A 22162-nucleotide genomic window follows, 5' to 3' on the forward strand; every position below is an offset into this window, starting at 1 on the left:
CTGTCCGGATCGCGGAACAATCACTGTCCACCACCCGGACACACGTCAGGATTCGTTCGTGGTAACTGAAGTCAGCACGCCCCAACCGCTGCGTGTCGCCCTGCTCGGCGCCGGTGTCGTCGGAGGAGCGGTGGCGCGACTTCTCACCGATCACGCCGACGACATGGCCGCTCGCATCGGGGGCCCGCTCGAGATCGTCGGCATCGCGGTTCGCCGCGACGGGCGTGACCGCAGCGGGCTCGGCGTCGACCCCGCACTGTTCACCACCGATGCCGACGAGCTCGTGACGCGGGCCGATGTCGTGGTCGAGGTGATCGGGGGCATCGAACCCGCCCGGTCGCTCATCCTGCGCGCGATGGCGCACGGTGCCTCGGTCGTGACGGCCAACAAGGCGCTGCTCGCCGACGACGGACCCACTCTGTACGCCGCGGCCGCCGAGCACGGCGTCGACCTCTACTACGAGGCGGCCGTGGCCGGCGCCATTCCGCTGCTCCGTCCCCTTCGCGAGTCCCTCGCGGGCGACGAGGTGCGCAAGGTGCTCGGCATCGTCAACGGCACGACGAACTACGTGCTCGACAAGATGGACACCACCGGGGCCGGTTTCGACGACGCGGTGGAGCAGGCGCAGGCCCTGGGCTACGCCGAGGCCGACCCGACGGCCGACGTCGAGGGGTTCGACGCAGCCGCGAAGGCCGCGATCCTGGCGTCGCTCGCGTTCCACACCCGGGTGTCCGGTACCGATGTCTACCGCGAGGGCATCACCGAGGTGACCGCGGCCGACGTCGCGGCCGCCCGCGAGATGAACTGTGTGGTCAAGCTGCTCGCGATCTGTGAGCACACCGACAAGGGTGTGTCGGTGCGGGTGCACCCGGCGATGATCCCCCGGTCACACCCCCTCGCCGGGGTGCGCGAGGCCTTCAACGCCGTCTTCGTCGAGGCGGATGCCGCCGGCCAGCTGATGTTCTACGGCCGCGGCGCCGGTGGCGACCCCACGGCATCCGCAGTGCTCGGCGACGTCGTCGCGGTTGCGCGGCACCGGGTGGGAGGTGGTCTCGGGCCGGGGGAGTCGACCTATGCCGACCTGCCGGTGCTGCCCATGGGTGAGGCGCTGACGCGCTACCACATCAGCCTCGACGTGGAAGACCGCTCCGGGGTGCTGGCGCAGGTCGCGCTCGCCTTCGCCGACCACGACGTCTCGATCGAGACGGTGCGCCAGCAGCTGGTGGCCCAGACTCGTGACTCGAGCGCCCGGGCCAACCTCATCATCGTCACGCACACGGCCAGCGACGCCGCCCTGTCCGGCACCGTGGATCGCCTGCGCACGCTCGACGTCGTGCGCGGGGTCAACTCGGTCATGCGCGTGGAAGGTTCGTGATGGCCCACCAGTGGCGTGGCGTCATCGCCGAGTACGCCGAGCGTCTGCCGATGCTGGTCGGAGCGCCCGTTGTGACGTTGCATGAGGGGGGCACGCCCCTCATCCTCGCCGAGAAGCTGTCGGCGCTCGTCGGCGCAGAGGTCCATCTCAAGTACGAGGGGCTCAACCCCACGTGCTCGTTCAAGGACCGCGGTATGACCGCGGCCATCAGCCTCGCCGCCAAGCGCGGAGCGAAGGCCGTGATCTGCGCGAGCACCGGTAACACGAGCGCGTCTGCGGCGGCCTACGCGACCAAGGCAGGCATGACGTGCGGCGTGCTCGTGCCCGAGGGAAAGATCGCCATGGGCAAGCTGAGCCAGGCGATCGCCCACGGCGCGACCCTGCTGCAGGTCGACGGCAACTTCGACGACTGCCTGACCCTGGCCCGCAAGCTCGCCGAGGCCTACCCGGTCGAGCTCGTCAACTCGGTCAACCCGGCGCGCATCGAGGGCCAGAAGACGGCGAGCTTCGAGGTGGTCGACGCGCTGGGCGACGCCCCCGACATCCACTGTCTCCCCGTCGGCAACGCCGGCAACATCACGGCCTACTGGCGGGGCTACCGCGAGTACTCGAGCGACCCTCACGTCAGCAACCAGCCCGGCCCGGCCACGCAGCTGCCGGTCATGTGGGGTTTCCAGGCGGCAGGGGCCGCGCCCCTGGTGAAGGGCCACCCGATCGACGACCCCGAGACCATCGCGACGGCGATCCGCATCGGCAACCCCGCTTCGTGGGACCAGGCGATCGCCGCCCGCGACGAGTCGGGCGGACGCATCGACGCCGTCACCGACGAGCAGATCCTGGCGGCTCATCGCTACCTCTCGTCGCAGGAGGGGGTGTTCGTCGAGCCCGGCTCGGCGGCCTCTGTGGCGGGGCTGCTCGCGAGTCACGCCGCCGGTCTGGTGCCCGAGGGTGCCCGCATCGTCTGCACCGTCACGGGTCACGGGCTCAAGGACCCCCAGTGGGCGCTGCGCACGGCCGACGGCTCCGAGATCGTGCCCACCCGCGTCTCGGTCGACGCAGTCTCGACCGCTCACGCGCTCGGGCTCGAAGGCTGAGGCGCGTGCAGCACGCCGCGGTGGTGGGTCGTTCGGTGCACGTTCGAGTACCGGCGAGCACGGCCAACCTGGGCCCCGGGTTCGACTCCATCGGGCTGGCCCTCGGGCTGTGGGACGAGTATGTCGCCACGACCTCCGAGGTCCCTGGGCTGCAGATCGAGGTGACGGGGGAGGGCCGCGCTGACGTGCCGACCGACGAGCGTCATCTTGTGGTCGCCACGATGCGGCACACGTGGTCGGCGCTCGGGGTGGCGCCACCTGCCGGGCTTCGGCTCGAGGCCGTCAACGGGGTTCCGCACGGCCGGGGGCTTGGTTCTTCGGCCACGGCCATCGTGGCCGGGGTCATGGCGGCACAAGCGCTTTCGAGCGATCTTGACACGATGGCGGGTGAGCCCGTGGTGGTCGAGCGCGAGGTCACCAACCACCTCGCCAGCGCTCAGGAAGGACACCCCGACAACGCATCGGCAAGCGTCTACGGCGGTCTGACCGTCAGCTGGATGCCGGACGGTACCGGCCTCGACCTCGGGGAGCGCACCGTCACAGCCCGACCTCAGCTGCTAGCGCAGGTCGACGTCGTGGGGTTCGTGCCCGACCGGCAGCTGGCCACCCGCACGGCCCGTGCCGTGCTGCCCGACACCGTGCCGCTGCGGTCGGCAGCGAGCGGAGCCGGTCGCGCCGCGCTGCTCGTGCACGCCCTGACCGCCGACCTGTCCCACCTGCACGCCGCCACACGCGACTGGTTGCATCAGGAGCCGCGCCGCGCCTCCTATCCCGACTCGATGGCGCTCGTCGACGCGCTCCGAGCGCAGGGGTGGGCAGCCTTCGTCTCCGGCGCCGGCCCCACCGTGCTGGTTCTGACCACCACCTCGCAGGCCCACGAGGTGGTGCTTCCCGAGCGGCTCGGCTTCGAGAGCGCAGGTTGGCACCGCATCACACCGGGTGTGGCCCACGTCGGGGCCACGGTCACAGCGCGCTGAGCCGTGGACGGGTCGCGGATGCCGAGTGACCGGTCTGACCGCTGCCGTCGGCTGCCATGCGACGCAGCCGGTGATAGCGTGGGAGCCGCACCGCAGACCGCGTCAGCGCAGGCGGGTGCACCACCCCCACATCGTGACGGCGCTCGCCGTCGCTTGGCGCGTTCCGCCGACGTGGTTCTCACTCGGCCAGAGTCACTGGCCCCAGTCCGGCATCAGGGAGCATCCCGGGCCGCAAACGAGGGGGAAGGATCCTTCGTGTCAGAAACAACTTCGCGCCCGGTCTCCGGCCTGTCGGCCATGAGGCTGGACGAGCTCAAGGGCGTTGCCACGTCGATGGGCATCACCGGTACGGCCAAGATGCGCAAGAGCGACCTCGTCGCGGCCATCAAGGCCCGGCAGTCGGGTGGCGCCACCGCGGCAGTCGCAGCCCCCACCTCTGCCCCCACAGGGTCCTCGACCCCTGCGGTGGCGTCGACGCCTACCGTGACCGCCGCCCCTGCTGTTGAAGCGGCCTCGGGCTCGACCGATGCGCCGTCGGCCCGCGGCAGTCGCCGGGTCAGCCGTGCGGCGGGTGCGGCGGCCACCGCCGCACCGGTGACCGAACGAACATCCACCGGCACGCGTCCGCGCCGGGTCGACGACGCACCAGGCGCCCCCGGCGCCCCCGAAGCCGGCTCCGATCGGACGGCGACCACGTCGGTCACGTCGGCCACCAGCGCGGCCGGCCGGGACAGGAACGGTGCCCGCAGCGACCAGAGCAGGCAGTCGCCCGGGGCCGACCGGCAGACCGGCGGCGACCGCACCAGCGAGACCGGCGACGAGCGCAGAGCACCGACCGGCTCCCAGACCCCCGTTGTCGACGAGCAGGCACCTTCGGTCGACCAGGGTGACGCGGCCGGCGAGGCGCGTCGTCAGCGTCGGCGGGATCGACAGGACGGTGCCGGTCAGCGCGACGAGGGCCAGACGGGTCGGGCCGATCGTCGAGACCGCCAGGAGCGCCAGGCGGAAGCACTACGGGCAGTGCGTGAGACGGCCGGTCGCCAGAGCGACCGTGACGAGGAGCCCGAGGGTTCCGGCGCCGGCGATGTCTCCGACCGTCAGACCAGGTCGGGCCGCCAGGATCGCAGCGACCAGCAGGACCGCACGGACCGGCAGGACCGGCAGGACCGGCAGGACCGGCAGGCGGGCACAGACCGGCAGGACCGCCAGGCGGGCACAGACCGACCAGACGAGGCGGGTCAGCCTGACGACCACCAGCAGGGTCGAGGCAGCCAAGGCAGCCAAGGCGGGCAGCAGAGCCAGCAGGGTCAGCAGGGACAGCAGGGGCGCTACGACGACGACGAGCGCGGCAGCCGCCGCAGCCGCAACCGCCAGCGCAGCCGCGACCGCAAGCGTGGTCGCGGCACGGGCAGCGGCCAGGAGTGGAACGACTCGGAGGAACAGGTCAACGACGACGACGTGCTCGTGCCCGTCGGCGGCATCCTCGACGTGCTCGACAACTACGCGTTCGTGCGCACCTCCGGCTACCTGCCCGGGGCGAACGACGTCTACCTCCCGCTGGGAATGGTCAAGAAGCACAGCCTGCGCAAGGGCGATGCCGTCACCGGCGCCGTCAAGGCGCTGCGCGAGGGTGAGCAGCCGTCCGGCAACGTGGGGCGGCAGAAGTTCAACGCTCTCGTGCGTCTCGACTCGGTTAACGGCGCGACGCCCGAGGAGTCGACCAAACGGGTCGAGTTCCAGACGCTCACTCCGATCTACCCGCAGCAGCGGCTCCGCCTCGAGACCGAGTCGAGCCTCATGACGACCAGGATCATCGACCTGGTCGCCCCGATCGGCAAGGGGCAGCGCGGCCTCATCGTCGCCCCGGCGAAGGCCGGCAAGACGATGATCCTGCAGGCCCTGGCCAACGCGATCACGACCAACAACCCCGAGTGCCACCTCATGGTGGTGCTCATCGACGAGCGGCCCGAAGAGGTCACCGACATGCAGCGCGCGGTCAAGGGCGAGGTCATCTCCTCGACCTTCGACCGTCCTGCCGAAGACCACACGACGGTTGCCGAGCTGGCCATCGAACGCGCCAAGCGGCTCGTCGAGCTCGGTCACGACGTCGTCGTGCTGCTCGACTCGATCACCAAGCTCGGGCGCGCCTACAACCTGGCGGCGCCGGCCAGCGGACGCATCCTCTCCGGCGGCGTCGACTCGGCCGCGCTGTACCCGCCGAAGAAGTTCTTCGGCGCGGCGCGCAACATCGAGAACGGCGGATCGCTCACCATCGTGGCCACGGCCCTGGTGGAGACCGGCTCGAAGATGGACGAGGTGATCTTCGAGGAGTTCAAGGGCACCGGCAACATGGAGCTGCGTCTCAGTCGTGACCTGGCCAACCGTCGGATCTTCCCGGCCGTCGACATCAACAGCTCGGGCACCCGCCGCGAGGAGATCCTGCTCGCGAGCGAGGAGCTGAAGATCATGTGGAAGCTGCGTCGTGTTCTCGCCGCCCTCGACAACCAGCAGGGCATGGAGCTGCTCGTCGACCGGCTGCGCAAGACCCGGACGAACTACGAGTTCCTCACCCAGGTGCAGGCGACCACCAGCAACCGTCTCGACTAGCCGGTCAAGCGCCACGTCCTGCTGAACGCGGTGTTCGTTCTCGAACTCGTTGTTCCAACAGCGCATTCGTCCACGAACGCTGCGTTCAGCCGGCTGGGGAGGCCTGCGAGGGCGGGAATTCGCGGGCGGGATCCCGTGTTTTGATCATCGTGCGCCACCTCTGGCACACTCTTCCTCTGGACCGGTTCACGGACGAGCAGCAGGCGATACGCCGCTGCACCGACTCCGACCCGGCCGAACCACTCTAGGAGACCGCTGTGAAGAACGACCTGCACCCCGCCTACGCGGAGACCATCGTGACCTGCACCTGTGGCAGCACGTTCACCACCCGCAGCACCGAGACGTCGGGCAAGATCTCGGCCGACGTCTGCTCGCAGTGTCACCCCTTCTACACCGGCAAGCAGAAGATCCTCGACACCGGTGGCCGCGTGGCCCGGTTCAACGCCCGCTACGGCAAGAAGGACGCCAAGTAGGTCTCCCGCACGCCGGCTCCCACGACTTCGGTCGTCGGGGGCCGGCGTTGCTCGTTCCCGGGCCGAACCAGCCCGATCCCGTCCGTCAGCGGCCTGCGCCGAAGCGCGCAGACCAGACCTCGACCCAGACCTCGAACAGACCGCGACCAGACCGCGACCAGACCGCGACCAGACCTCGACCCAGGAGTAGGAGAGCTCATGCTCGATTCCGTGCAGTCGATCCTCGATGAGTACGCCGACCTCGAGCTGCGCCTGGCCGACCCCGAGATCCACACCGACCAGAACGCCGTGCGCACCCTCAACAAGCGGTACGCCGCCCTGGCCCCGACGGTGGCAGCGGCCCGGGCCTGGCGATCGGCCAGTGACGACCTCGACACGGCCCGCGAGCTGGCTGCCGACGACGACGGGTTTGCGGCCGAGGTGCCCGGCCTCGAGGCGGCCCACGCGGAGGCGGAGGAACATCTTCGCCGGATGCTGATCCCGCGCGACCCCGACGACGACCGCGACATCATCCTCGAGGTCAAGGCGGGGGAGGGCGGCGAGGAGTCGGCCCTGTTCGCCGGAGACCTGCTGCGGATGTACCTGCGCTACGCCGAGAGCCGCGGCTGGAGGACGGTCGTCGAGGAGGCCACCGAGAGCGACCTCGGCGGCTACAAGGACGTGCGTGTCTCGGTGCGGGCCAAGGGCACGCCCGGGCCGGGGGAGGGCCCGTGGGCGCGCCTCAAGTACGAGGGCGGGGTGCACCGGGTGCAGCGGGTTCCGGTCACCGAGAGCCAGGGTCGCATCCACACCTCTGCTGCCGGGGTGCTGGTCATGCCCGAGGCCGAAGAGGTCGAGGTGACGATCGACCCACACGACCTGCGTATTGACGTCTACCGCAGCTCGGGCCCCGGCGGGCAGAGCGTCAACACCACCGACTCCGCGGTGCGCATCACCCACGTGCCGTCGGGGCTCGTGGTCTCGTGTCAGAACGAGAAGTCGCAGCTGCAGAACAAGGAGGCGGCGATGCGGGTGCTGCGAGCCCGCCTGCACCAGCTCGCGCAGGACGAGGCGAACGCCGAGGCCTCGGCCGTGCGACGGTCGCAGGTGCGCACCGTCGACCGCAGCGAACGGATCCGCACCTACAACTTCGCCGAGAACCGCATCAGCGACCACCGAACGGGTTTCAAGGCCTACAACCTCGACACGGTGCTCGGTGGTGAGCTCGACGCCGTGGTGCAGTCGGCGATCGACGCCGACGAGGCCGCGCAGCTCGCCGCCCTCGCCGACGGGCCGGCGTGACCGGAGCGACCGACCTGGCCACCGGCGTCCGGGCCGCGGTCGAGCGGTTGACGCGGGCCGGCATCCGATCGGCTGAGGTCGACGCGGTCGAGCTCGCTGCCCACACCCTGGGGGTCGAGGCCGCCGAGCTGCGCCGCCTGATGGTGCTCGGCGGCCGCACGCTGCCCGAGTCGTTCGCTGCGCTCGTCGACGACCGTGCCAGGCGGATCCCTCTGCAGCACCTCACCGGCCGGGCCTACTTCCGCTACCTCACGCTCGCGGTGGGCCCCGGTGTGTTCGTCCCGCGGCCCGAGACCGAGGTGCTCGTCGACCTCGCCCTCGCCGAGATCGACCACCTGATCTCGGCGAACGACGCGTTCGAGGTTGAACGCGGTGGTCTACCCCGTCGTTCGACCTCGAACGAGTCGTTCGCGGGTAAGGGTGGGGCGTCGGTGCGGGTGGTCGACCTGTGCTCGGGCTCGGGAGCCATCGCGCTCGCGATCAAGGCGGAGCGGCCGGATGCCGTCGTGCGCGGTGTCGAAGTCTCCGCGGAGGCGTGTGCGTGGGCGGTGTCGAACCGCGACCGGCTCGGCCTCGACGTCGAGATCGTGCACGGCGACGCGACGAAGCCGTGCCTGCTCGACTGGGCCGGGATGGTCGACGTCGTGACCGTCAACCCGCCCTACATCCCGCTCGGCGCGGTGCCGAACGACCCCGAGGTGCGCGACCACGACCCGCAGATCGCCCTCTACGGCGGCAGCGACGACGGGCTGGCCATCCCGCTGCAGACCGTCGCGGTGGCGGTCGGGCTGTTGCGGGCGGGTGGCCTGCTGCTCGTCGAGCACGCCGACGTGCAGGGCGAGAGCCTGCCCCGGCGAATGCGCCAGTCGGGCGCCTGGTCTGCGGTCGCCGACCACGACGACCTCACCGGACGGCCACGGGTGACCTCGGCCCGTCGGGCAGACACCCCAACGCCCTGACGGCAGCCGGCGAGAAGTGGCCTTTCGCCGGTGCTACCGCAGCGTCGAAGTAGGCTCGCCCCCGTGACCGAACGCTACGACTGCTCCGACCCCGACGAGCGAGTGAAGGGCGTCGATGCCGCAGCGTCGGCCGTTCGCCGCGGAGACCTCGTCGTGCTGCCCACCGACACGGTCTACGGGATCGGCTGCGATGCCTTCGACGCGGGGGCGGTCGCTTCGGTACTCGCCGCGAAGGGCCGTGGCCGCGACATGCCGCCTCCGGTGCTCATCCCGACGGCGCGCACGGCACAGGGCCTGGCCACCCAGGTGCCCGACTACGCGCAGACCCTGATGGAGCGGTTCTGGCCCGGGCCGCTGACCCTCGTGCTCAGGGCGCAGACCTCCCTGCACTGGGACCTCGGCGACACCAACGGCACCGTGGCGCTTCGGGTACCGGCCAACGAGGTGGCGCTCGAGCTGCTCGGCGAGATCGGGCCGATGGCGGTGACAAGCGCCAACACGACCGGCGACCCCGCATCGCGCACGGTCGACGACGCCCTCGCGATGCTGGGGGAGTCGGTGGCGGTCTACCTCGACGCCGGGCCGTCCTCCGACGGCGAGGCCTCCACGATCATCGACTGCACCGGGGAGTCGCCGGTCACCTTGCGCCTCGGTGCCATCGCGCAGGAGGTCATCGAGGCTGCGCTCCTCGAGGCAGAAGAGGCCCGCGAGGCCGAAGCGGCGGCGGCGGCGGCCGACGACGAGGACCACGCCGACACCGACGACGCCGACACCGACACCGGCGACGGCGACACCGGCGACGGCGACACCGGCGACGGCGACCAGACCGACGACGAGAACCACGCCGACCCCGACGAGGTCATCGACGATGCTGCTCACGATGCCCCTGATGATGCCCCTGAGGCCGCCCACGAGGGTGTCGCACAGGCTGGGCCGGAGGCGGCCGAGGCCGAGCCTGACGATGCGCAGCCACCGCTCGACGACCCCGTCGAGAACGCTGAGCCGGTGGTGGCTGAGGTCGGGTCTGATGACGCCGCGCCAGCGCGGCCGAGCGGGGCGGCATCCGGGCCGGCGCAGGTCAGCGAGCCTGAACGACCACCGAGCCAGTCGGACTAGAGTTGGCCTGCTCCCGGCCCACCCCTCGAGGTTCCCCCACCCTTCCGCGACCACCCGGAGATCTCTCATGGTGCACGACCAGACCTTCTACGGCTCAGACTTCGACGCCCTGAACGCGTTCGACCCAGACATCGCCGACGTGCTGCTCTCCGAGCTGGGGCGCATCCGCAGCGGGCTGCAGCTGATCGCGAGCGAGAACCTCAGCAGCCCGGCCGTGCTCACGGCGCTCGGCTCGACGCTGTCGAACAAGTACGCCGAGGGCTACCCCGGCCGGCGCTACTACGGCGGCTGCAGCGAGGTCGACAAGGCCGAGACCCTGGCGATCGACCGGGCCAAGGAGCTCTTCGGCGCCGAGCACGCCAACGTGCAGGCACACTCGGGAGCGAGCGCCAACCAGGCGGTCTACGGCGCCTTCATGAAGCCGGGCGAGAAGATCCTCGCGATGAGCCTGCCGATGGGCGGCCACCTGACGCACGGCACCAAGGTCTCCTTCTCGGGCAAGTGGTTCGACGCCGTGCACTACGGCGTGGTCAAGGAGACCGAGAACATCGACTACGACGAGGTCGAGGCCCTGGCGCGGGAGCACCGGCCCAAGGTGATCTGTGCGGGTGGCTCGGCCATCCCGCGGCTCATCGACTTCGAGCGCTTCCGCGCCATCGCCGACGAGGTGGGCGCCATCTTCTGGGTCGACGCGGCGCACTTCATCGGGTTGGTGGCCGGCAAGGCGATCCCCTCGCCCGTGCCCCACGCCGATGTGGTCACCTTCACCACCCACAAGGTGCTGCGGGGCCCGCGCTCCGGCGCGCTGGTCTGCAAGCAGGAGCACGCCGCGGCACTCGACAAGGCGATCTTCCCGATGATGCAGGGCGGTCCGCAGATGCACACGATCGCGGCCAAGGCGGTCAACTTCAAGGAGGCGATGACCCCCGAGTACGCCCAGTACGCCAAGGACGTCATCGCCAACAGCCAGCAGCTCGCGGCCAGCCTGCTCGAGCTGGGTATCCGGCCGACCACCGGGGGCACCGACACCCACCTCGCGCTGCTCGACCTGCAGGGCATCGGCGTGACCGGCCGCGACGCCGAGGCCCGCGCCGACGCCGCCGGCATCGTGCTCAACAAGAACGCCATCCCGTTCGACCCGCAGAAGGCCAACATCGCCTCCGGCATCCGGGTCGGTACCCCGTCGGTGACGACGCAGGGGATGGGCATCGAGCAGATGAAGACGATCGCCTCCCTCATCCACCGCGCCGTCACCGAGGGCGACGCCGACCCTGACCACCCGGTCAGCCAGGAGGTCCGGGCCGGTGTGACCGAGCTGGTTGACCGCTTCCCGGCCTACCCCCGCTGATCGCCCGCCCGTGCCCATCTCCGCGTCGAGGCCGGATGCCGCTGGGCCGGCCCGGCGGCATCCGGCCAGCAGCGCCCGTGCGACCGTGCGCGCGACGCTGGCTGCGGGTGTTCGGGTCGGGGCCTGAGTGCACGAGTACGTACTGGTTCTCATCGTGGCGGCTGTGGTCACCTACATCGTCACGCCGTTGGTGCGCAGCTTTGCCGTGGCGACCGGAGCCTTCACGGCGGTTCGCGAGCGCGACGTGCACACCACCCCCATCCCGCGCCTGGGGGGAGTGGGCATCTACCTCGGCTTCGTCGCCGCCGCGCTGGTGGCCCGCTCGCTGCCCTACCTCGGCACGCTGTTCTCCACCAAGCAGATCCTCGGGGTGGTGGCGGCCGGCGGGGTCGTCTGCCTCGTCGGGGCCTTCGACGACATCCGCGAGCTCGACTGGCTGACCAAGCTGGCCGGGCAGATGCTGGCTGCCGGGCTGATGGCCTACACCGGGGTGCAGCTGCTGTCGTTGCCGATCTTCGGCACCACGTTTCTCCCGACGCCGCTGCTCGTGCTGCTCACGGTGCTCGTAGTGATCGCCTCGACCAACGCCGTCAACTTCATCGACGGCCTTGACGGGCTCGCCGCCGGGGTCGTCGGCATCGCCGCGCTCGCTTTCTTCATCTACGGCTACATCGTCTCGCGATCGTTCGTGCCGGCGAACGTGTTCTCGACGGCGACCTTCATCTCGGCGGCGCTGGTCGGATGCTGCGCGGGGTTTCTGCCGCACAACTTCCACCCCGCCCGCCTGTTCATGGGTGACTCGGGGGCGCTGACGCTCGGGCTGTTGCTCTCGGCCGCGACGATCACGCTGACGGGCAACGTCAACCCCGGTTCTGACGTCAGCGCCAACCAGGTGACCGCCGCGTTCCTGCCCGTCATCGTGCCGTTGGCGGTGATGCTGCTGCCATTGGTCGACATGGCCCTGGCCGTGGTGCGTCGTACCCTCAAGGGGCAGAAACCGTGGCAGCCCGACGCCTTGCACCTGCACCACCGCATGCTGAAGTTCGGCCATACCCACCGGCGGGCGGTGCTCATCCTCTACCTGTGGGCGGCCATCGTGGCCCTGGGCTCGGTCTCGTTCGTGATCTGGGACGGCTGGTGGCCGCTCGTGGTGGTGCTCGCTGCGGCGGTCGTCGGTGCCGGCCTGACCGTCCTGCTGCCGAGGTGGAGGGCCTCCGAACGCTTGTGATAGGATTCACAAGCACCTGAAGGGAGTCTGGGAACCGGAGTCCACCGGCAGCCGATCCTTTTGCACCGCAAGCACATCCAGCCCGAGCACAACGCCGACCGACGCAGCCAGGCAGGTTTTCTTGAGCGACATCACGGCCCCGAAGGCATCATCTGCTGACGCCTTCGCGCAGCTGCTGCGCGGCTCGCTGGTGCCAACCACCGCGGCAGCCCTCGTCTGCGTCGTGGTCGCTCTCTTCTCGAGCGGGAAGGCCGCCTACTCTGCCGCCTTCGGAGCCGCACTGGTCATCTTCTTCTTCAGCGCCACCCTGATCGTGATGAAGCGCACCGCCGACCTGGCCCCCACGACGGTCATGATGATCGTGATGGCCACCTACACCTTCAAGGTGGTCGTCCTCGGTGTCGCCATGTTCGCCCTGCGAGACGCGAGCTGGGTGTCGGGATACGCCGTCGGTGTGTCGATCACGGTGTGTGCGCTCGTGTGGCTCTTCTTCGAGATGCGGGCCTACAAGCGGCTACGCATCTTCGTCTACGACGTCGATACTGCCAACAGTGGCAACACCGCCGACAGCGGTATCGCCGGTATCGCCGGCACTGACGCCGCTGCCCTCACGACCGACCCCTCGAAGGAGCCGCGCCGTGATCCCTGAGACCGGAGAGCACCATGGCCGAGGCCACCGAACCGACACCGTCCCCTCGTCCCGACGAGCCGTCGGAGGCAGAGAAGCTGCGGCGGTTCAACACCAGCGAGCAGGACTCCGCCTGGCGGGCCATCGCCTACCTGCTGAGCGGTCCGCTGATCTACGGCGGCCTCGGAGCCCTCGCCGACCACTGGCTCGGAACGTCCTGGCTGGTGGGGGTGGGCATCGTCGGAGGCATGGCGTTGTCGCTCTACCTGATCTGGTTCCGGTACGGTACGCACTGAACTCGGTGGTCGCCGGGGTGCCGCTTCGCCTCTGCGTCATCTCGACCGTCGGCAGCGTCGAGCCACTGCCGCACACGTTGCCCACCGACAGCAGCAACAGCACGCCCCGTGACACCAGTACTGCCCAGCGCCTTCGAAGGAGTTACCTGTGAGCATCGTGGCCACTGCGGTCGGTGCCGTGAGCGCCGACTTCACCCCCCCGGGCGTGGAGGAGTTCTGGCAGCCGCTCTTCGGCACCGACGGGGCCTGGGCCATCACCCGGCCGATTCTGCTCAGCGTGCTCTCGGTCGCCCTGATCAGCTGGTGGCTGCTCGCCACCACGAAGAAGAAGGCCGTCGTGCCGAGCAAGGGCCAGATGGGCACCGAGGCGGTCTACGGCCTCGTGCGCAACGGGGTCGCGAAAGACCTGATCGGCAGCAAGGAGTTCATGCGGTTCGTACCGCTGCTCTTCACGATGTTCGTGCTGATCCTCACGAACAACCTGTTCGGTGTCGTGCCGCCGATGAGCTACCCGACGATGGGGCGCATCGGCTTCCCGGTGGCGCTGGCCCTGATCGTCTGGATCGTCTTCCACGTCGTCGGCATGCGCAAGCACGGCTTCTTCGGCTACTGGGCCTCGCTCGTGCCGAGCGGTCTGCCCAAGGCCATGGTGCCGTTCATCTTCGTCCTCGAGCTGATCACCGACCTGTTCACGCGGCCGGTCACCTTGGCCCTGCGACTCTTCGGCAACATGTTCGCCGGCCACATCCTGCTCGTGCTGTTCGTCACCGGTGGCTGGTACATGCTAACCAACGGCGGCATCCTCGTGGTCGCCGGTGGCGTCACCTGGGTCTTCGCCATCATCATGTTCCTCTTCGAGATCCTCGTGGAGTTCCTCCAGGCCTACGTCTTCACGCTCCTGGCGGCTCTCTACATCGCCGGTGCGGTGGCCGACGAGCACTGAACCGACCCACTGCGTCCGTCAGCAGCACCCGGGCGCACCCGACGTTCCACCAGCAGCACTCACGTTGAACCCATCGCTTGAACCCCAGCCCCGCTGACAACCCGTCTGCGGGACCGACCAGAAGGAAATGGACACATCATGACTGGCAACATCGCCATCCTCGGTTACGGCCTGTCCGCCATCGGCCCCGGCATCGGTGTCGGCCTCATCTTCGCCGCCTACATCAACGGCGTCGCCCGTCAGCCCGAGGCCCGCGGCATGCTCCAGCCGATCGCCTTCCTCGGCATGGCCATCACCGAGGCGCTCGCCATCTTCGGTATCGCGCTCGCCTTCGTCTTCAAGGCCGGCTGAAGCCCGCTCGGGCGATCGACCTCCACCCGCATCTCTTTCAGGAGACCCGCATGCACGCAGTGCTCGTGACCGCCGAGGGCGGCGACGAAGGATTCTGGGCCACCGCGGCCCCGATCATTCCGCACCCGCTCGAGTTCTTCTTCGGGCTGGCGACCTTTGCGATCCTCTACTACGTCGTGGCCAAGAAGGTCGTGCCGCGGCTGGAGCAGATCTACGCTGACCGCACCGCGGCCATCGAGGGCGGCATGAACAAGGCCGAGGAGGCCCAGGCCCAGGCCCAGGCCGCCCTCGAGCAGTACCAGGCCCAGCTCAGCGACGCCCGAGCGGAGGCGTCGCGCATCCGCGAGGACGCCAAGGCCCAGGGCAGCGCGATCATCGCCGAGATGCGAGAGCAAGCCGCCTCCGAAGCCAGCCGGATCACCGAGACCGCCAAGAAGCAGATCGATGCCGAGCGCCAGCAGGCGGTCGTGTCGCTGCGTCATGACGTCGGGCGCATCTCCACCGAGCTGGCCAGCCGCATCGTCGGCGAGTCGCTCGAGGACGAGACCCGCCAGAAGGGCATCGTCGAGCGGTTCCTGGCCGAGCTCGAGGCGGGCGAGGTCGTGCGCGAGAAGGTGGGCACCGCGCCCACCACGGGTGAGGGCGGCGACGCCTGATGCAGGGTTCCTCACGGGCCGCGGCGACTCAGAGCCGCGAGGCCTTCACGGCCGCTCTGACCGCGGGCGTCGACCTGCCCCGGCTGGCCGGCGAGCTGTTCTCGGTGGTGACGCTGCTCGACTCGAACTCTCACCTGCGTCGCGCCGTGGCCGACCCGGCCCGCGAGGAGAGCGACAAGGTGGCGCTGACGCAACGGCTCTTCGCGGGCAAGGTCAGCGACGCCGCGCTCACCGTGCTCGGGGGTGTCATCGGTCAGCGCTGGAGCACCGACCGTGACCTCACCGACAGCCTCGAGTCGTACGCCGTCGAGACCGTCGTCGCAGCGGCCGAGAGCAACGAGCGGGTCGACCGGGTCGAGGACGAGCTCTTCCGGTTCGAGCGCATCGTCGCGGCCGACCCTGGCCTGTCCGCCGCTCTCGGAGACACGGCGGTGCCCGCCGACAAGCGGCTGGCCCTCGTCGACGACCTGCTGCGCGACAAGGTGGCCGACGAGACCGCGCTGCTGGTCCGCCAGGCCGTGTCGGCTCCTCGCGGTCGGCGGTTCGGCCGCGTCGTCGAGGGGTTCCTCGACGCCGCTTCGCGTCGCCGTGACCAGCAGACCGCGACGGTCACCTCCGCCGTCACCCTCACCGACGGAGACCGGGAGCGTCTCGTCTCGGGTCTCTCCGCTCTCTACGGCGGCAAGGTCCACCTCAACACCCTCATCGACCCCCGAGTTCTCGGCGGGGTGAAGGTCGAGATCGGTGACGAGGTCATCGACGGCACCGTGATCCGCAAGCTCGACGGCGCCCGCCGTGCCATGGGCGCCTGAGCACCACTCCATCAGCTGTGAACAACCACCGACCCGCCAAGCCGGGTCATACCGAGGAGAAGATCTGACATGACGGAGCTTTCGATCCGTCCGGAGGAGATCCGCGACGCCCTGGACTCGTTCGTCCAGTCCTACGAGCCCGGTGCGGCCTCGCGCGAAGAGGTCGGCCACGTCATCGACGCCGGTGACGGCATCGCTCACGTCGAGGGCCTTCCTTCGGCCATGACCAACGAGCTGCTGCAGTTCGAGGACGGCACGCTGGGACTCGCGCTCAACCTCGACGTGCACGACATCGGCGTCGTCGTGCTCGGCGACTTCTCCGGTATCGAGGAGGGCCAGCCGGTCAAGCGCACCGGCGAGGTGCTCTCGGTGCCCGTCGGCGACGCGTTCCTCGGCCGAGTGGTCGACCCGCTCGGCAACCCGATCGACGGACTCGGCGAGATCAAGACCACCGAGCGACGTGCGCTCGAGCTGCAGGCCCCGAACGTCATGCAGCGCAAGTCGGTGCACGAGCCGCTCCAGACCGGAATCAAGGCCGTCGACGCCATGACCCCGATCGGGCGCGGTCAGCGTCAGCTCATCATCGGTGACCGTCAGACCGGCAAGACCACGGTCGCGATCGACACGATCATCAACCAGAAGCGCAACTGGGAGTCGGGCGACGAGGACCAGCAGGTGCGCTGCATCTACGTCGCCATCGGCCAGAAGGGCTCGACCATCGCGTCGGTGCGCGGCACGCTGGAGGAGTCGGGCGCGCTCGAGTACACGACGATCGTCGCCGCCCCGGCCTCTGACTCCGCCGGCTTCAAGTACCTCGCCCCCTACACCGGCTCGGCCATCGGCCAGCACTGGATGTACCAGGGCAAGCACGTGCTCATCGTGTTCGACGACCTGAGCAAGCAGGCCGAGGCCTATCGCGCTGTGTCGCTGCTGCTGCGTCGCCCGCCGGGCCGCGAGGCCTACCCCGGTGACGTGTTCTACCTGCACAGCCGCCTTCTCGAGCGCTGCGCCAAGCTGTCTGACGACCTCGGTCACGGCTCGATGACCGGCCTGCCCGTCATCGAGACCAAGGCCGGTGACGTCTCGGCGTACATCCCGACCAACGTCATCTCGATCACCGACGGTCAGATCTACCTGCAGGCCGACCTGTTCAACGCCAACGTCCGGCCCGCGATCGACGTGGGTGTGTCGGTCTCCCGTGTCGGCGGCGCGGCCCAGATCAAGGCCATGAAGTCGGTGGCCGGCCAGCTGCGTCTCGACCTGGCCCAGTTCCGCGCCATGGAGGCGTTCGCCATGTTCGCCTCCGACCTCGACCCGGCCTCCCGGGCCCAGCTCGCCCGTGGCGCGCGTCTGGTCGAGCTGCTCAAGCAGCCGCAGAGCAACCCCTACCCGGTCGAGGAGCAGGTCGTCTCGATCTGGGCCGGCACCGCCGGCAAGCTCGATGAGGTCGCTGTCGAAGACGTGCGCACCTTCGAGTCGGAGCTGCTCGACACGCTTCGGCGTGACGGCAGCATCCTGGCGACGATCCGTGAGACGAAGAAGCTCGACGACGACACGATCAACGCGCTCGACAAGGTCATCGCCGACGTCAAGGAGTACTTCCGTGGCACCGGGCGTGACGGCCTGCAGGCCGGCACCGAAGGGGTCGAAGAGCTCGACGACGACGCCATCAACCAGGCGAAGATCGTCAAGAACAAGTAGCTCCCGCCCGGATGCCGCTGGGCTGAGCGCGAACCCGCCCAGCGGCATCCGGCAGGGCTGAGGTTGACCCCGACCGCCAGCAGACCAGCTCGAACGAACGACATCTCGAACAGCATCCCCGAACAACGGCACGACCCAGACACTCAGACACAGAGAGGCGGAGCACATGGGAGCGCAGATGCGGATCTACCGCCAGCGCATCAAGTCCGTCAGCTCCATCAAGAAGATCACCAACGCGATGGAGCTGATCGCGGCCGCCCGTGTCGTCAAGGCGCGCCAGCGGGCCACTGAGGCCATGCCCTACACGACCGCCCTGACCCGTGCGGTGAGTGCGGTGGCGAGCAACACCAACGAGGACCACCCGCTCACCACCTCGAGCTCTGACGCCAAGCGAGCCGGCGTCGTGATCATCGCGGCCGACCGCGGACTCGCCGGTGCCTACTCCGTCTCGGCCATCAAGCGGGCCGTCGAGCTGATGAACCACCTGCAGGGTGAGGGCATGGAGGTGGTGCCCTACCTCGTGGGTCGCAAGGCGGTCGCCTACTTCAAGTTCCGCAAGCGCGAGTATGCGCAGGAGTGGACCGGCTTCTCCGACGCCCCGACCTTCGAGAACGCCAAGGAGATCGCCGACCGCATCACCGCCGACTTCCTCAAGGACTGGGACGAGGGCGGTCACGACGAGATCCATGTCGTCTTCACCCGGTTCCGCTCGATGGTCCGTCAAGACCCCCACGTGCTGCGCCTGCTGCCCCTCGAGGTCGTCGACGCGAGCGACGAGGGCGAGGAGGGGCTCGACCTCAGCGTGAACCAGTACGAGAAGGGCGAGATTCCGCCCGAGTACGACTTCGAGCCCGGTGCGGCCGAGGTGCTCGACCAGCTGCTGCCGAAGTACGTCCGCAACCGCATCTACACCGCCCTGCTCAGCTCATCGGCATCCGAGCTGGCTGCCCGGCAGCGGGCGATGAAGTCGGCTACCGACAACGCGGGAGACCTCATCAAGCGCTACGAGCGTCTCGCCAACCAGGCCCGTCAGGCCGGCATCACCCAAGAGATCAGTGAAATCGTGGGCGGCGCAGACGCCCTCGCCGACGCCAAGAAGTAACGCCCACAGGTAAGGAAGCGTGAACACACCATGACCGCAACGCTCAGCGACAACGCGGTGTCGTCCGAACAGGGCGGCGTCGGGCGCATCTCGCGCATCATCGGCCCGGTCGTCGACGTCGAGTTCCCCGGCGACGCGATGCCCCAGCAGTACAACCTGCTCACCACCGAGGTCACCCTTCTCGGCGAGACGAAGAACATCAACCTCGAGGTCGCCCAGCACATCGGCGACAACATGGTGAGGGCCATCTCGCTCCAGCCGACCGACGGTCTGGTGCGCGGCTCTGCCGTTCAGGACACCGGCGGCCCGATCACCGTGCCCGTGGGGGATGTGACCCTCGGCAAGGTCTTCAACGCCACCGGTGTCGTCATGAACCTGGCCGAGGGCGAGACCTTCGAGGTCAAGGAGCGGTGGGGCATCCACCGCAAGGCGCCGGCCTTCGACCAGCTCGAGAGCAAGACCACGATGTTCGAGACGGGCATCAAGGTCATCGACCTGATGACCCCCTACGTGCAGGGCGGCAAGATCGGCCTGTTCGGTGGCGCCGGTGTGGGCAAGACCGTGCTCATCCAGGAGATGATCGCCCGCGTGGCCCGCGACCACGGTGGTGTGTCGGTGTTCGCCGGTGTGGGTGAACGCACCCGTGAGGGCAACGACCTCATGGTCGAGATGGAGGAGGCCGGGGTTCTCGGTCAGACCGCCCTCGTCTTCGGCCAGATGGACGAGCCGCCGGGCACGCGTCTTCGCGTCGCGCTGTCGGCCCTGACGATGGCCGAGTACTTCCGTGACGTGCAGGGGCAGGACGTGTTGTTGTTCATCGACAACATCTTCCGCTTCACGCAGGCCGGTTCGGAGGTCTCCACCCTGCTCGGCCGCATGCCGTCCGCGGTGGGCTACCAGCCCACCCTCGCTGACGAGATGGGCACGCTCCAGGAGCGGATCACCTCCACGCGTGGTCACTCGATCACCTCGATGCAGGCGATCTACGTGCCGGCCGACGACTACACCGACCCGGCGCCGGCCACGACCTTCGCCCACCTCGACGCGACCACCGAGCTCTCGCGTGACATCGCCTCGATGGGGATCTACCCGGCCGTCGACCCGCTCAGCTCGACCTCGCGCATCCTCGACCCGCGCTACATCGCGGCCGACCACTACAACACCGCGGTGCGCATCAAGTCGATCCTGCAGCGCAACAAGGAGCTGCAGGACATCATCGCGATCCTCGGCATCGACGAGCTGTCCGAAGAGGACAAGATCCTCGTCAACCGCGCCCGGCGCATCCAGCGCTTCCTGTCGCAGAACACCTACGTCGCGAAGCAGTTCACCGGTCTCGAGGGGTCGACCGTGTCACTGGCCGACTCGATCGAGGGCTTCACGAAGATCGCCGACGGTGAGTACGACCACGTCGCCGAGCAGGCCTTCTACATGTGCGGTGGGCTCGACGACGTCGAGCGCCAGTGGGCCGACATCCAGAAGAACCTCTGACCACGTGTGACTGACCTCCCTGGCCCACCAGGGAGGTCGTGCATGAAGCCGGCGCCGGTGCCCCCGAGGGGCACCGGCGCCGTTCGTCGTTGCGGGCCGATGGCCCGGCAGGGGTGGCCCGGCACCGGGGTCCGCTCTGTGTGACGACCGTCGCGACGGGGCATTACCTGAGCGGATGCGGTGTTGTACGAGGCACAGGAAACATCCAGATCAGCCCGAGTCGGGTCGCTCGACCCCAAGGAGAGAAATCATCGTGACCATCCCCAGCAACAGTTCCGACCGCCACCAGGTCGTGGTCATCGGATCGGGGTTCGGCGGGCTCTTCAGCACCCAGAAGCTGAAGCGGGCGGACGTCGACGTCACCCTCATCGCGAAGACCACCCACCACCTGTTCCAGCCGCTGCTCTACCAGCTGGCGACCGGCATCCTGTCCGAGGGCGAGATCGCTCCCGCTACCCGTGAGGTGCTGCACGCCCAGCGCAACGCCACCGTGCTGTTGGGCGACGTGACCGCCATCGACCTGGCGGGCAAGACCGTAACCCACCGCAGCGTGGGCGGCGAGAGCGTCACCCGCTACGACTCGCTGATCGTGTCTGCCGGGGCGGGCCAGTCGTACTTCGGCAACGACGAGTTCGCCCGACACGCACCCGGGATGAAGTCGATCGACGACGCGCTCGAGCTGCGTGGGCGAATCTTCGGCTCCTTCGAGCTGGCCGAGCTCGCCACGAACCCCGACGAGATCGAACGACTCATGACGTTCGTCGTCGTCGGCGCCGGGCCCACCGGAGTCGAGATGGCGGGCCAGATCGCCGAGCTCGCGCACCGCACCCTCAGGCGCGACTTCCGGCGCATCGACCCCAAGAACGCCCGAGTGATCCTGCTCGACTTCGCGCCGGCGGTGCTCGGCTCGTTCGGTGAGAAGCTGGGGGAGCGGGCGCAGAACCGGCTCGAGAAGATGGGCGTGGAGGTGCGTCTCGGGGCCAAGGTGGTCGGGGTCGACGCGACCGGCATCGACGTGCAGCACCACGACGGCAGCCAGGAACGCATCGAGTCGGTGTGCAAGGTGTGGGCTGCCGGTGTGAGCGCCTCGCCGCTCGGCCGGATGCTGGCCGAGCAGTCCGGAGCCGGGCTCGACCGCGCCGGACGGGTCGAGGTGAACGACGACCTGACCCTCCCTGGCCATCCGGAGGTGTTCGTGGTGGGCGACATGATGGCGTTGAAACAGCTGCCCGGCGTCGCGCAGGTGGCGATCCAGGGCGGTCGTTACGCGGCCGAGCAGATCATCCGACGGCTGACCGGGCGCGAGCCGAAGGGCGCCTTCGAGTACTTCGACAAGGGCTCGATGGCCACCATCTCTCGTTTCTCGGCTGTGGCATCGGTGGGCAAGGCGCAGTTCAGCGGCTTCCTCGCCTGGGTGATGTGGCTCGCGGTTCACCTCGTCTACATCATCGGGTTCAAGCACCGGATCACGACGTTGCTGCACTGGGCCATCAGCTTCCTCGGCCGAGGTAGAGCTGAACGGGTGGTCACGGAGCAGCAGGTGTTCGCCCGTACTGCCATCGAAGACCTCGGTGACGAGTTCAACCCCGAGCTCCCGGGTATCGCGGCCGACCGCCAGCCCGAGCTCGTCACGGCTCACCAGCGCAACTGATCGCAGGCAGCGGCTCCGGGCGGCATGACGACTCCTCTTGTCGTGAAGGAGGATTCGAGGGGTAATGCGCGAACCG

20 protein-coding genes are annotated in these 22162 nt (G+C 69.1%); all 20 read left to right on the plus strand.

Annotated features, from left to right (window positions below; translation table 11 throughout):
* Nucleotides 1–58 precede the first annotated feature (58 nt).
* The 20 genes from BA895_RS20835 (at nucleotide 59) to BA895_RS20930 (ending at nucleotide 22086) form a co-directional block, all read left to right on the plus strand.
* Entirely contained in the window at nucleotides 59–1375 is a 1317-nt protein-coding gene (locus BA895_RS20835; protein WP_070193805.1) for a homoserine dehydrogenase, read from the plus strand.
* Entirely contained in the window at nucleotides 1375–2469 is a 1095-nt protein-coding gene (thrC, locus tag BA895_RS20840; RefSeq protein WP_070193806.1) for a threonine synthase, read from the plus strand. Before BA895_RS20835 ends, thrC begins: the two co-directional genes overlap by 1 nt.
* 5 nt (nucleotides 2470–2474) lie before the next feature.
* Nucleotides 2475–3446: a homoserine kinase gene (thrB, locus tag BA895_RS20845; RefSeq protein WP_254666593.1), complete on the plus strand. Its 972-nt coding sequence runs from the start codon at nucleotides 2475–2477 to the stop codon at nucleotides 3444–3446.
* Between the two features lie 255 nt (nucleotides 3447–3701).
* Nucleotides 3702–6053, plus strand: coding sequence for a transcription termination factor Rho (rho, locus tag BA895_RS20850; protein WP_256388467.1), 2352 nt, complete (start codon nucleotides 3702–3704; stop codon nucleotides 6051–6053).
* Nucleotides 6054–6310: 257 nt separating this feature from the next.
* Nucleotides 6311–6526: a 50S ribosomal protein L31 gene (gene rpmE / locus BA895_RS20855; RefSeq protein WP_070193808.1), complete on the plus strand. Its 216-nt coding sequence runs from the start codon at nucleotides 6311–6313 to the stop codon at nucleotides 6524–6526.
* 198 nt (nucleotides 6527–6724) lie between these two features.
* Nucleotides 6725–7807, plus strand: coding sequence for a peptide chain release factor 1 (gene prfA / locus BA895_RS20860; protein ID WP_070193809.1), 1083 nt, complete (start codon nucleotides 6725–6727; stop codon nucleotides 7805–7807).
* A complete protein-coding gene (gene prmC, locus BA895_RS20865) occupies nucleotides 7804–8766 on the plus strand; it encodes a peptide chain release factor N(5)-glutamine methyltransferase (protein ID WP_070193810.1) in 963 nt (320 codons plus the stop codon). The genes prfA and prmC overlap by 4 nt, the downstream gene beginning before the upstream one ends.
* 63 nt (nucleotides 8767–8829) lie before the next feature.
* Nucleotides 8830–9882, plus strand: a complete 1053-nt coding sequence (locus BA895_RS24650) for an L-threonylcarbamoyladenylate synthase (RefSeq protein WP_083283614.1) — start codon at nucleotides 8830–8832, stop codon at nucleotides 9880–9882.
* Nucleotides 9883–9949: 67 nt separating this feature from the next.
* The gene (gene glyA / locus BA895_RS20875; RefSeq protein ID WP_070193811.1) at nucleotides 9950–11230 is read left to right on the plus strand and encodes a serine hydroxymethyltransferase; all 1281 of its coding nucleotides are present in this window, start codon (nucleotides 9950–9952) and stop codon (nucleotides 11228–11230) included.
* A 127-nt stretch (nucleotides 11231–11357) separates the two neighbouring features.
* Nucleotides 11358–12458, plus strand: coding sequence for an MraY family glycosyltransferase (locus BA895_RS20880; protein ID WP_070193812.1), 1101 nt, complete (start codon nucleotides 11358–11360; stop codon nucleotides 12456–12458).
* 121 nt (nucleotides 12459–12579) lie between these two features.
* Nucleotides 12580–13107, plus strand: a complete 528-nt coding sequence (locus tag BA895_RS20885) for a hypothetical protein (RefSeq protein WP_070193813.1) — start codon at nucleotides 12580–12582, stop codon at nucleotides 13105–13107.
* Nucleotides 13108–13121: 14 nt separating this feature from the next.
* Nucleotides 13122–13382, plus strand: a complete 261-nt coding sequence (locus BA895_RS20890) for an AtpZ/AtpI family protein (RefSeq protein WP_070193814.1) — start codon at nucleotides 13122–13124, stop codon at nucleotides 13380–13382.
* Nucleotides 13383–13530: 148 nt separating this feature from the next.
* Complete coding sequence (atpB, locus tag BA895_RS20895; protein ID WP_070193815.1) at nucleotides 13531–14325, plus strand: F0F1 ATP synthase subunit A; 795 nt, start codon at nucleotides 13531–13533, stop codon at nucleotides 14323–14325.
* 138 nt (nucleotides 14326–14463) lie between these two features.
* The gene (gene atpE / locus BA895_RS20900) at nucleotides 14464–14676 is read left to right on the plus strand and encodes an ATP synthase F0 subunit C (RefSeq protein WP_070193816.1); all 213 of its coding nucleotides are present in this window, start codon (nucleotides 14464–14466) and stop codon (nucleotides 14674–14676) included.
* A gap of 50 nt (nucleotides 14677–14726) precedes the next feature.
* Nucleotides 14727–15332 (plus strand): F0F1 ATP synthase subunit B, encoded by a 606-nt coding sequence (locus BA895_RS20905; protein WP_070193817.1) that lies wholly within the window; start codon nucleotides 14727–14729, stop codon nucleotides 15330–15332.
* Nucleotides 15332–16144, plus strand: coding sequence for a F0F1 ATP synthase subunit delta (locus tag BA895_RS20910; protein ID WP_070193818.1), 813 nt, complete (start codon nucleotides 15332–15334; stop codon nucleotides 16142–16144). Before BA895_RS20905 ends, BA895_RS20910 begins: the two co-directional genes overlap by 1 nt.
* A gap of 69 nt (nucleotides 16145–16213) precedes the next feature.
* On the plus strand, nucleotides 16214–17845 hold the full coding sequence (gene atpA / locus BA895_RS20915; protein ID WP_070193819.1) for a F0F1 ATP synthase subunit alpha: 1632 nt from the start codon (nucleotides 16214–16216) through the stop codon (nucleotides 17843–17845).
* A 166-nt stretch (nucleotides 17846–18011) separates the two neighbouring features.
* On the plus strand, nucleotides 18012–18947 hold the full coding sequence (locus BA895_RS20920) for a F0F1 ATP synthase subunit gamma (RefSeq protein WP_070193820.1): 936 nt from the start codon (nucleotides 18012–18014) through the stop codon (nucleotides 18945–18947).
* Nucleotides 18948–18977: 30 nt separating this feature from the next.
* A complete protein-coding gene (gene atpD, locus BA895_RS20925) occupies nucleotides 18978–20435 on the plus strand; it encodes a F0F1 ATP synthase subunit beta (RefSeq protein WP_070193821.1) in 1458 nt (485 codons plus the stop codon).
* 253 nt (nucleotides 20436–20688) lie between these two features.
* Nucleotides 20689–22086: an NAD(P)/FAD-dependent oxidoreductase gene (locus BA895_RS20930; protein ID WP_070193822.1), complete on the plus strand. Its 1398-nt coding sequence runs from the start codon at nucleotides 20689–20691 to the stop codon at nucleotides 22084–22086.
* Nucleotides 22087–22162 lie beyond the last annotated feature (76 nt).

This window comes from Humibacillus sp. DSM 29435 (genome assembly GCF_001758225.1).
Classification (GTDB): Bacteria; Actinomycetota; Actinomycetes; order Actinomycetales; family Dermatophilaceae; genus DSM-29435.

Excerpts from the sequence above, each read along its gene's own strand:
- thrC (WP_070193806.1), top strand. The coding sequence starts at position 1,375 with ATGGCCCACCAGTGGCGTGGCGTCATCGCCGAGTACGCCGAGCGTCTG.
- BA895_RS20920 (WP_070193820.1), top strand. The coding sequence starts at position 18,012 with ATGGGAGCGCAGATGCGGATCTACCGCCAGCGCATCAAGTCCGTCAGC.
- atpA (WP_070193819.1), top strand. The coding sequence starts at position 16,214 with ATGACGGAGCTTTCGATCCGTCCGGAGGAGATCCGCGACGCCCTGGAC.
- atpE (WP_070193816.1), top strand. The coding sequence starts at position 14,464 with ATGACTGGCAACATCGCCATCCTCGGTTACGGCCTGTCCGCCATCGGC.
- prfA (WP_070193809.1), top strand. The coding sequence starts at position 6,725 with ATGCTCGATTCCGTGCAGTCGATCCTCGATGAGTACGCCGACCTCGAG.
- glyA (WP_070193811.1), top strand. The coding sequence starts at position 9,950 with ATGGTGCACGACCAGACCTTCTACGGCTCAGACTTCGACGCCCTGAAC.
- BA895_RS20910 (WP_070193818.1), top strand. The coding sequence starts at position 15,332 with ATGCAGGGTTCCTCACGGGCCGCGGCGACTCAGAGCCGCGAGGCCTTC.
- BA895_RS20890 (WP_070193814.1), top strand. The coding sequence starts at position 13,122 with ATGGCCGAGGCCACCGAACCGACACCGTCCCCTCGTCCCGACGAGCCG.
- atpD (WP_070193821.1), top strand. The coding sequence starts at position 18,978 with ATGACCGCAACGCTCAGCGACAACGCGGTGTCGTCCGAACAGGGCGGC.
- BA895_RS20905 (WP_070193817.1), top strand. The coding sequence starts at position 14,727 with ATGCACGCAGTGCTCGTGACCGCCGAGGGCGGCGACGAAGGATTCTGG.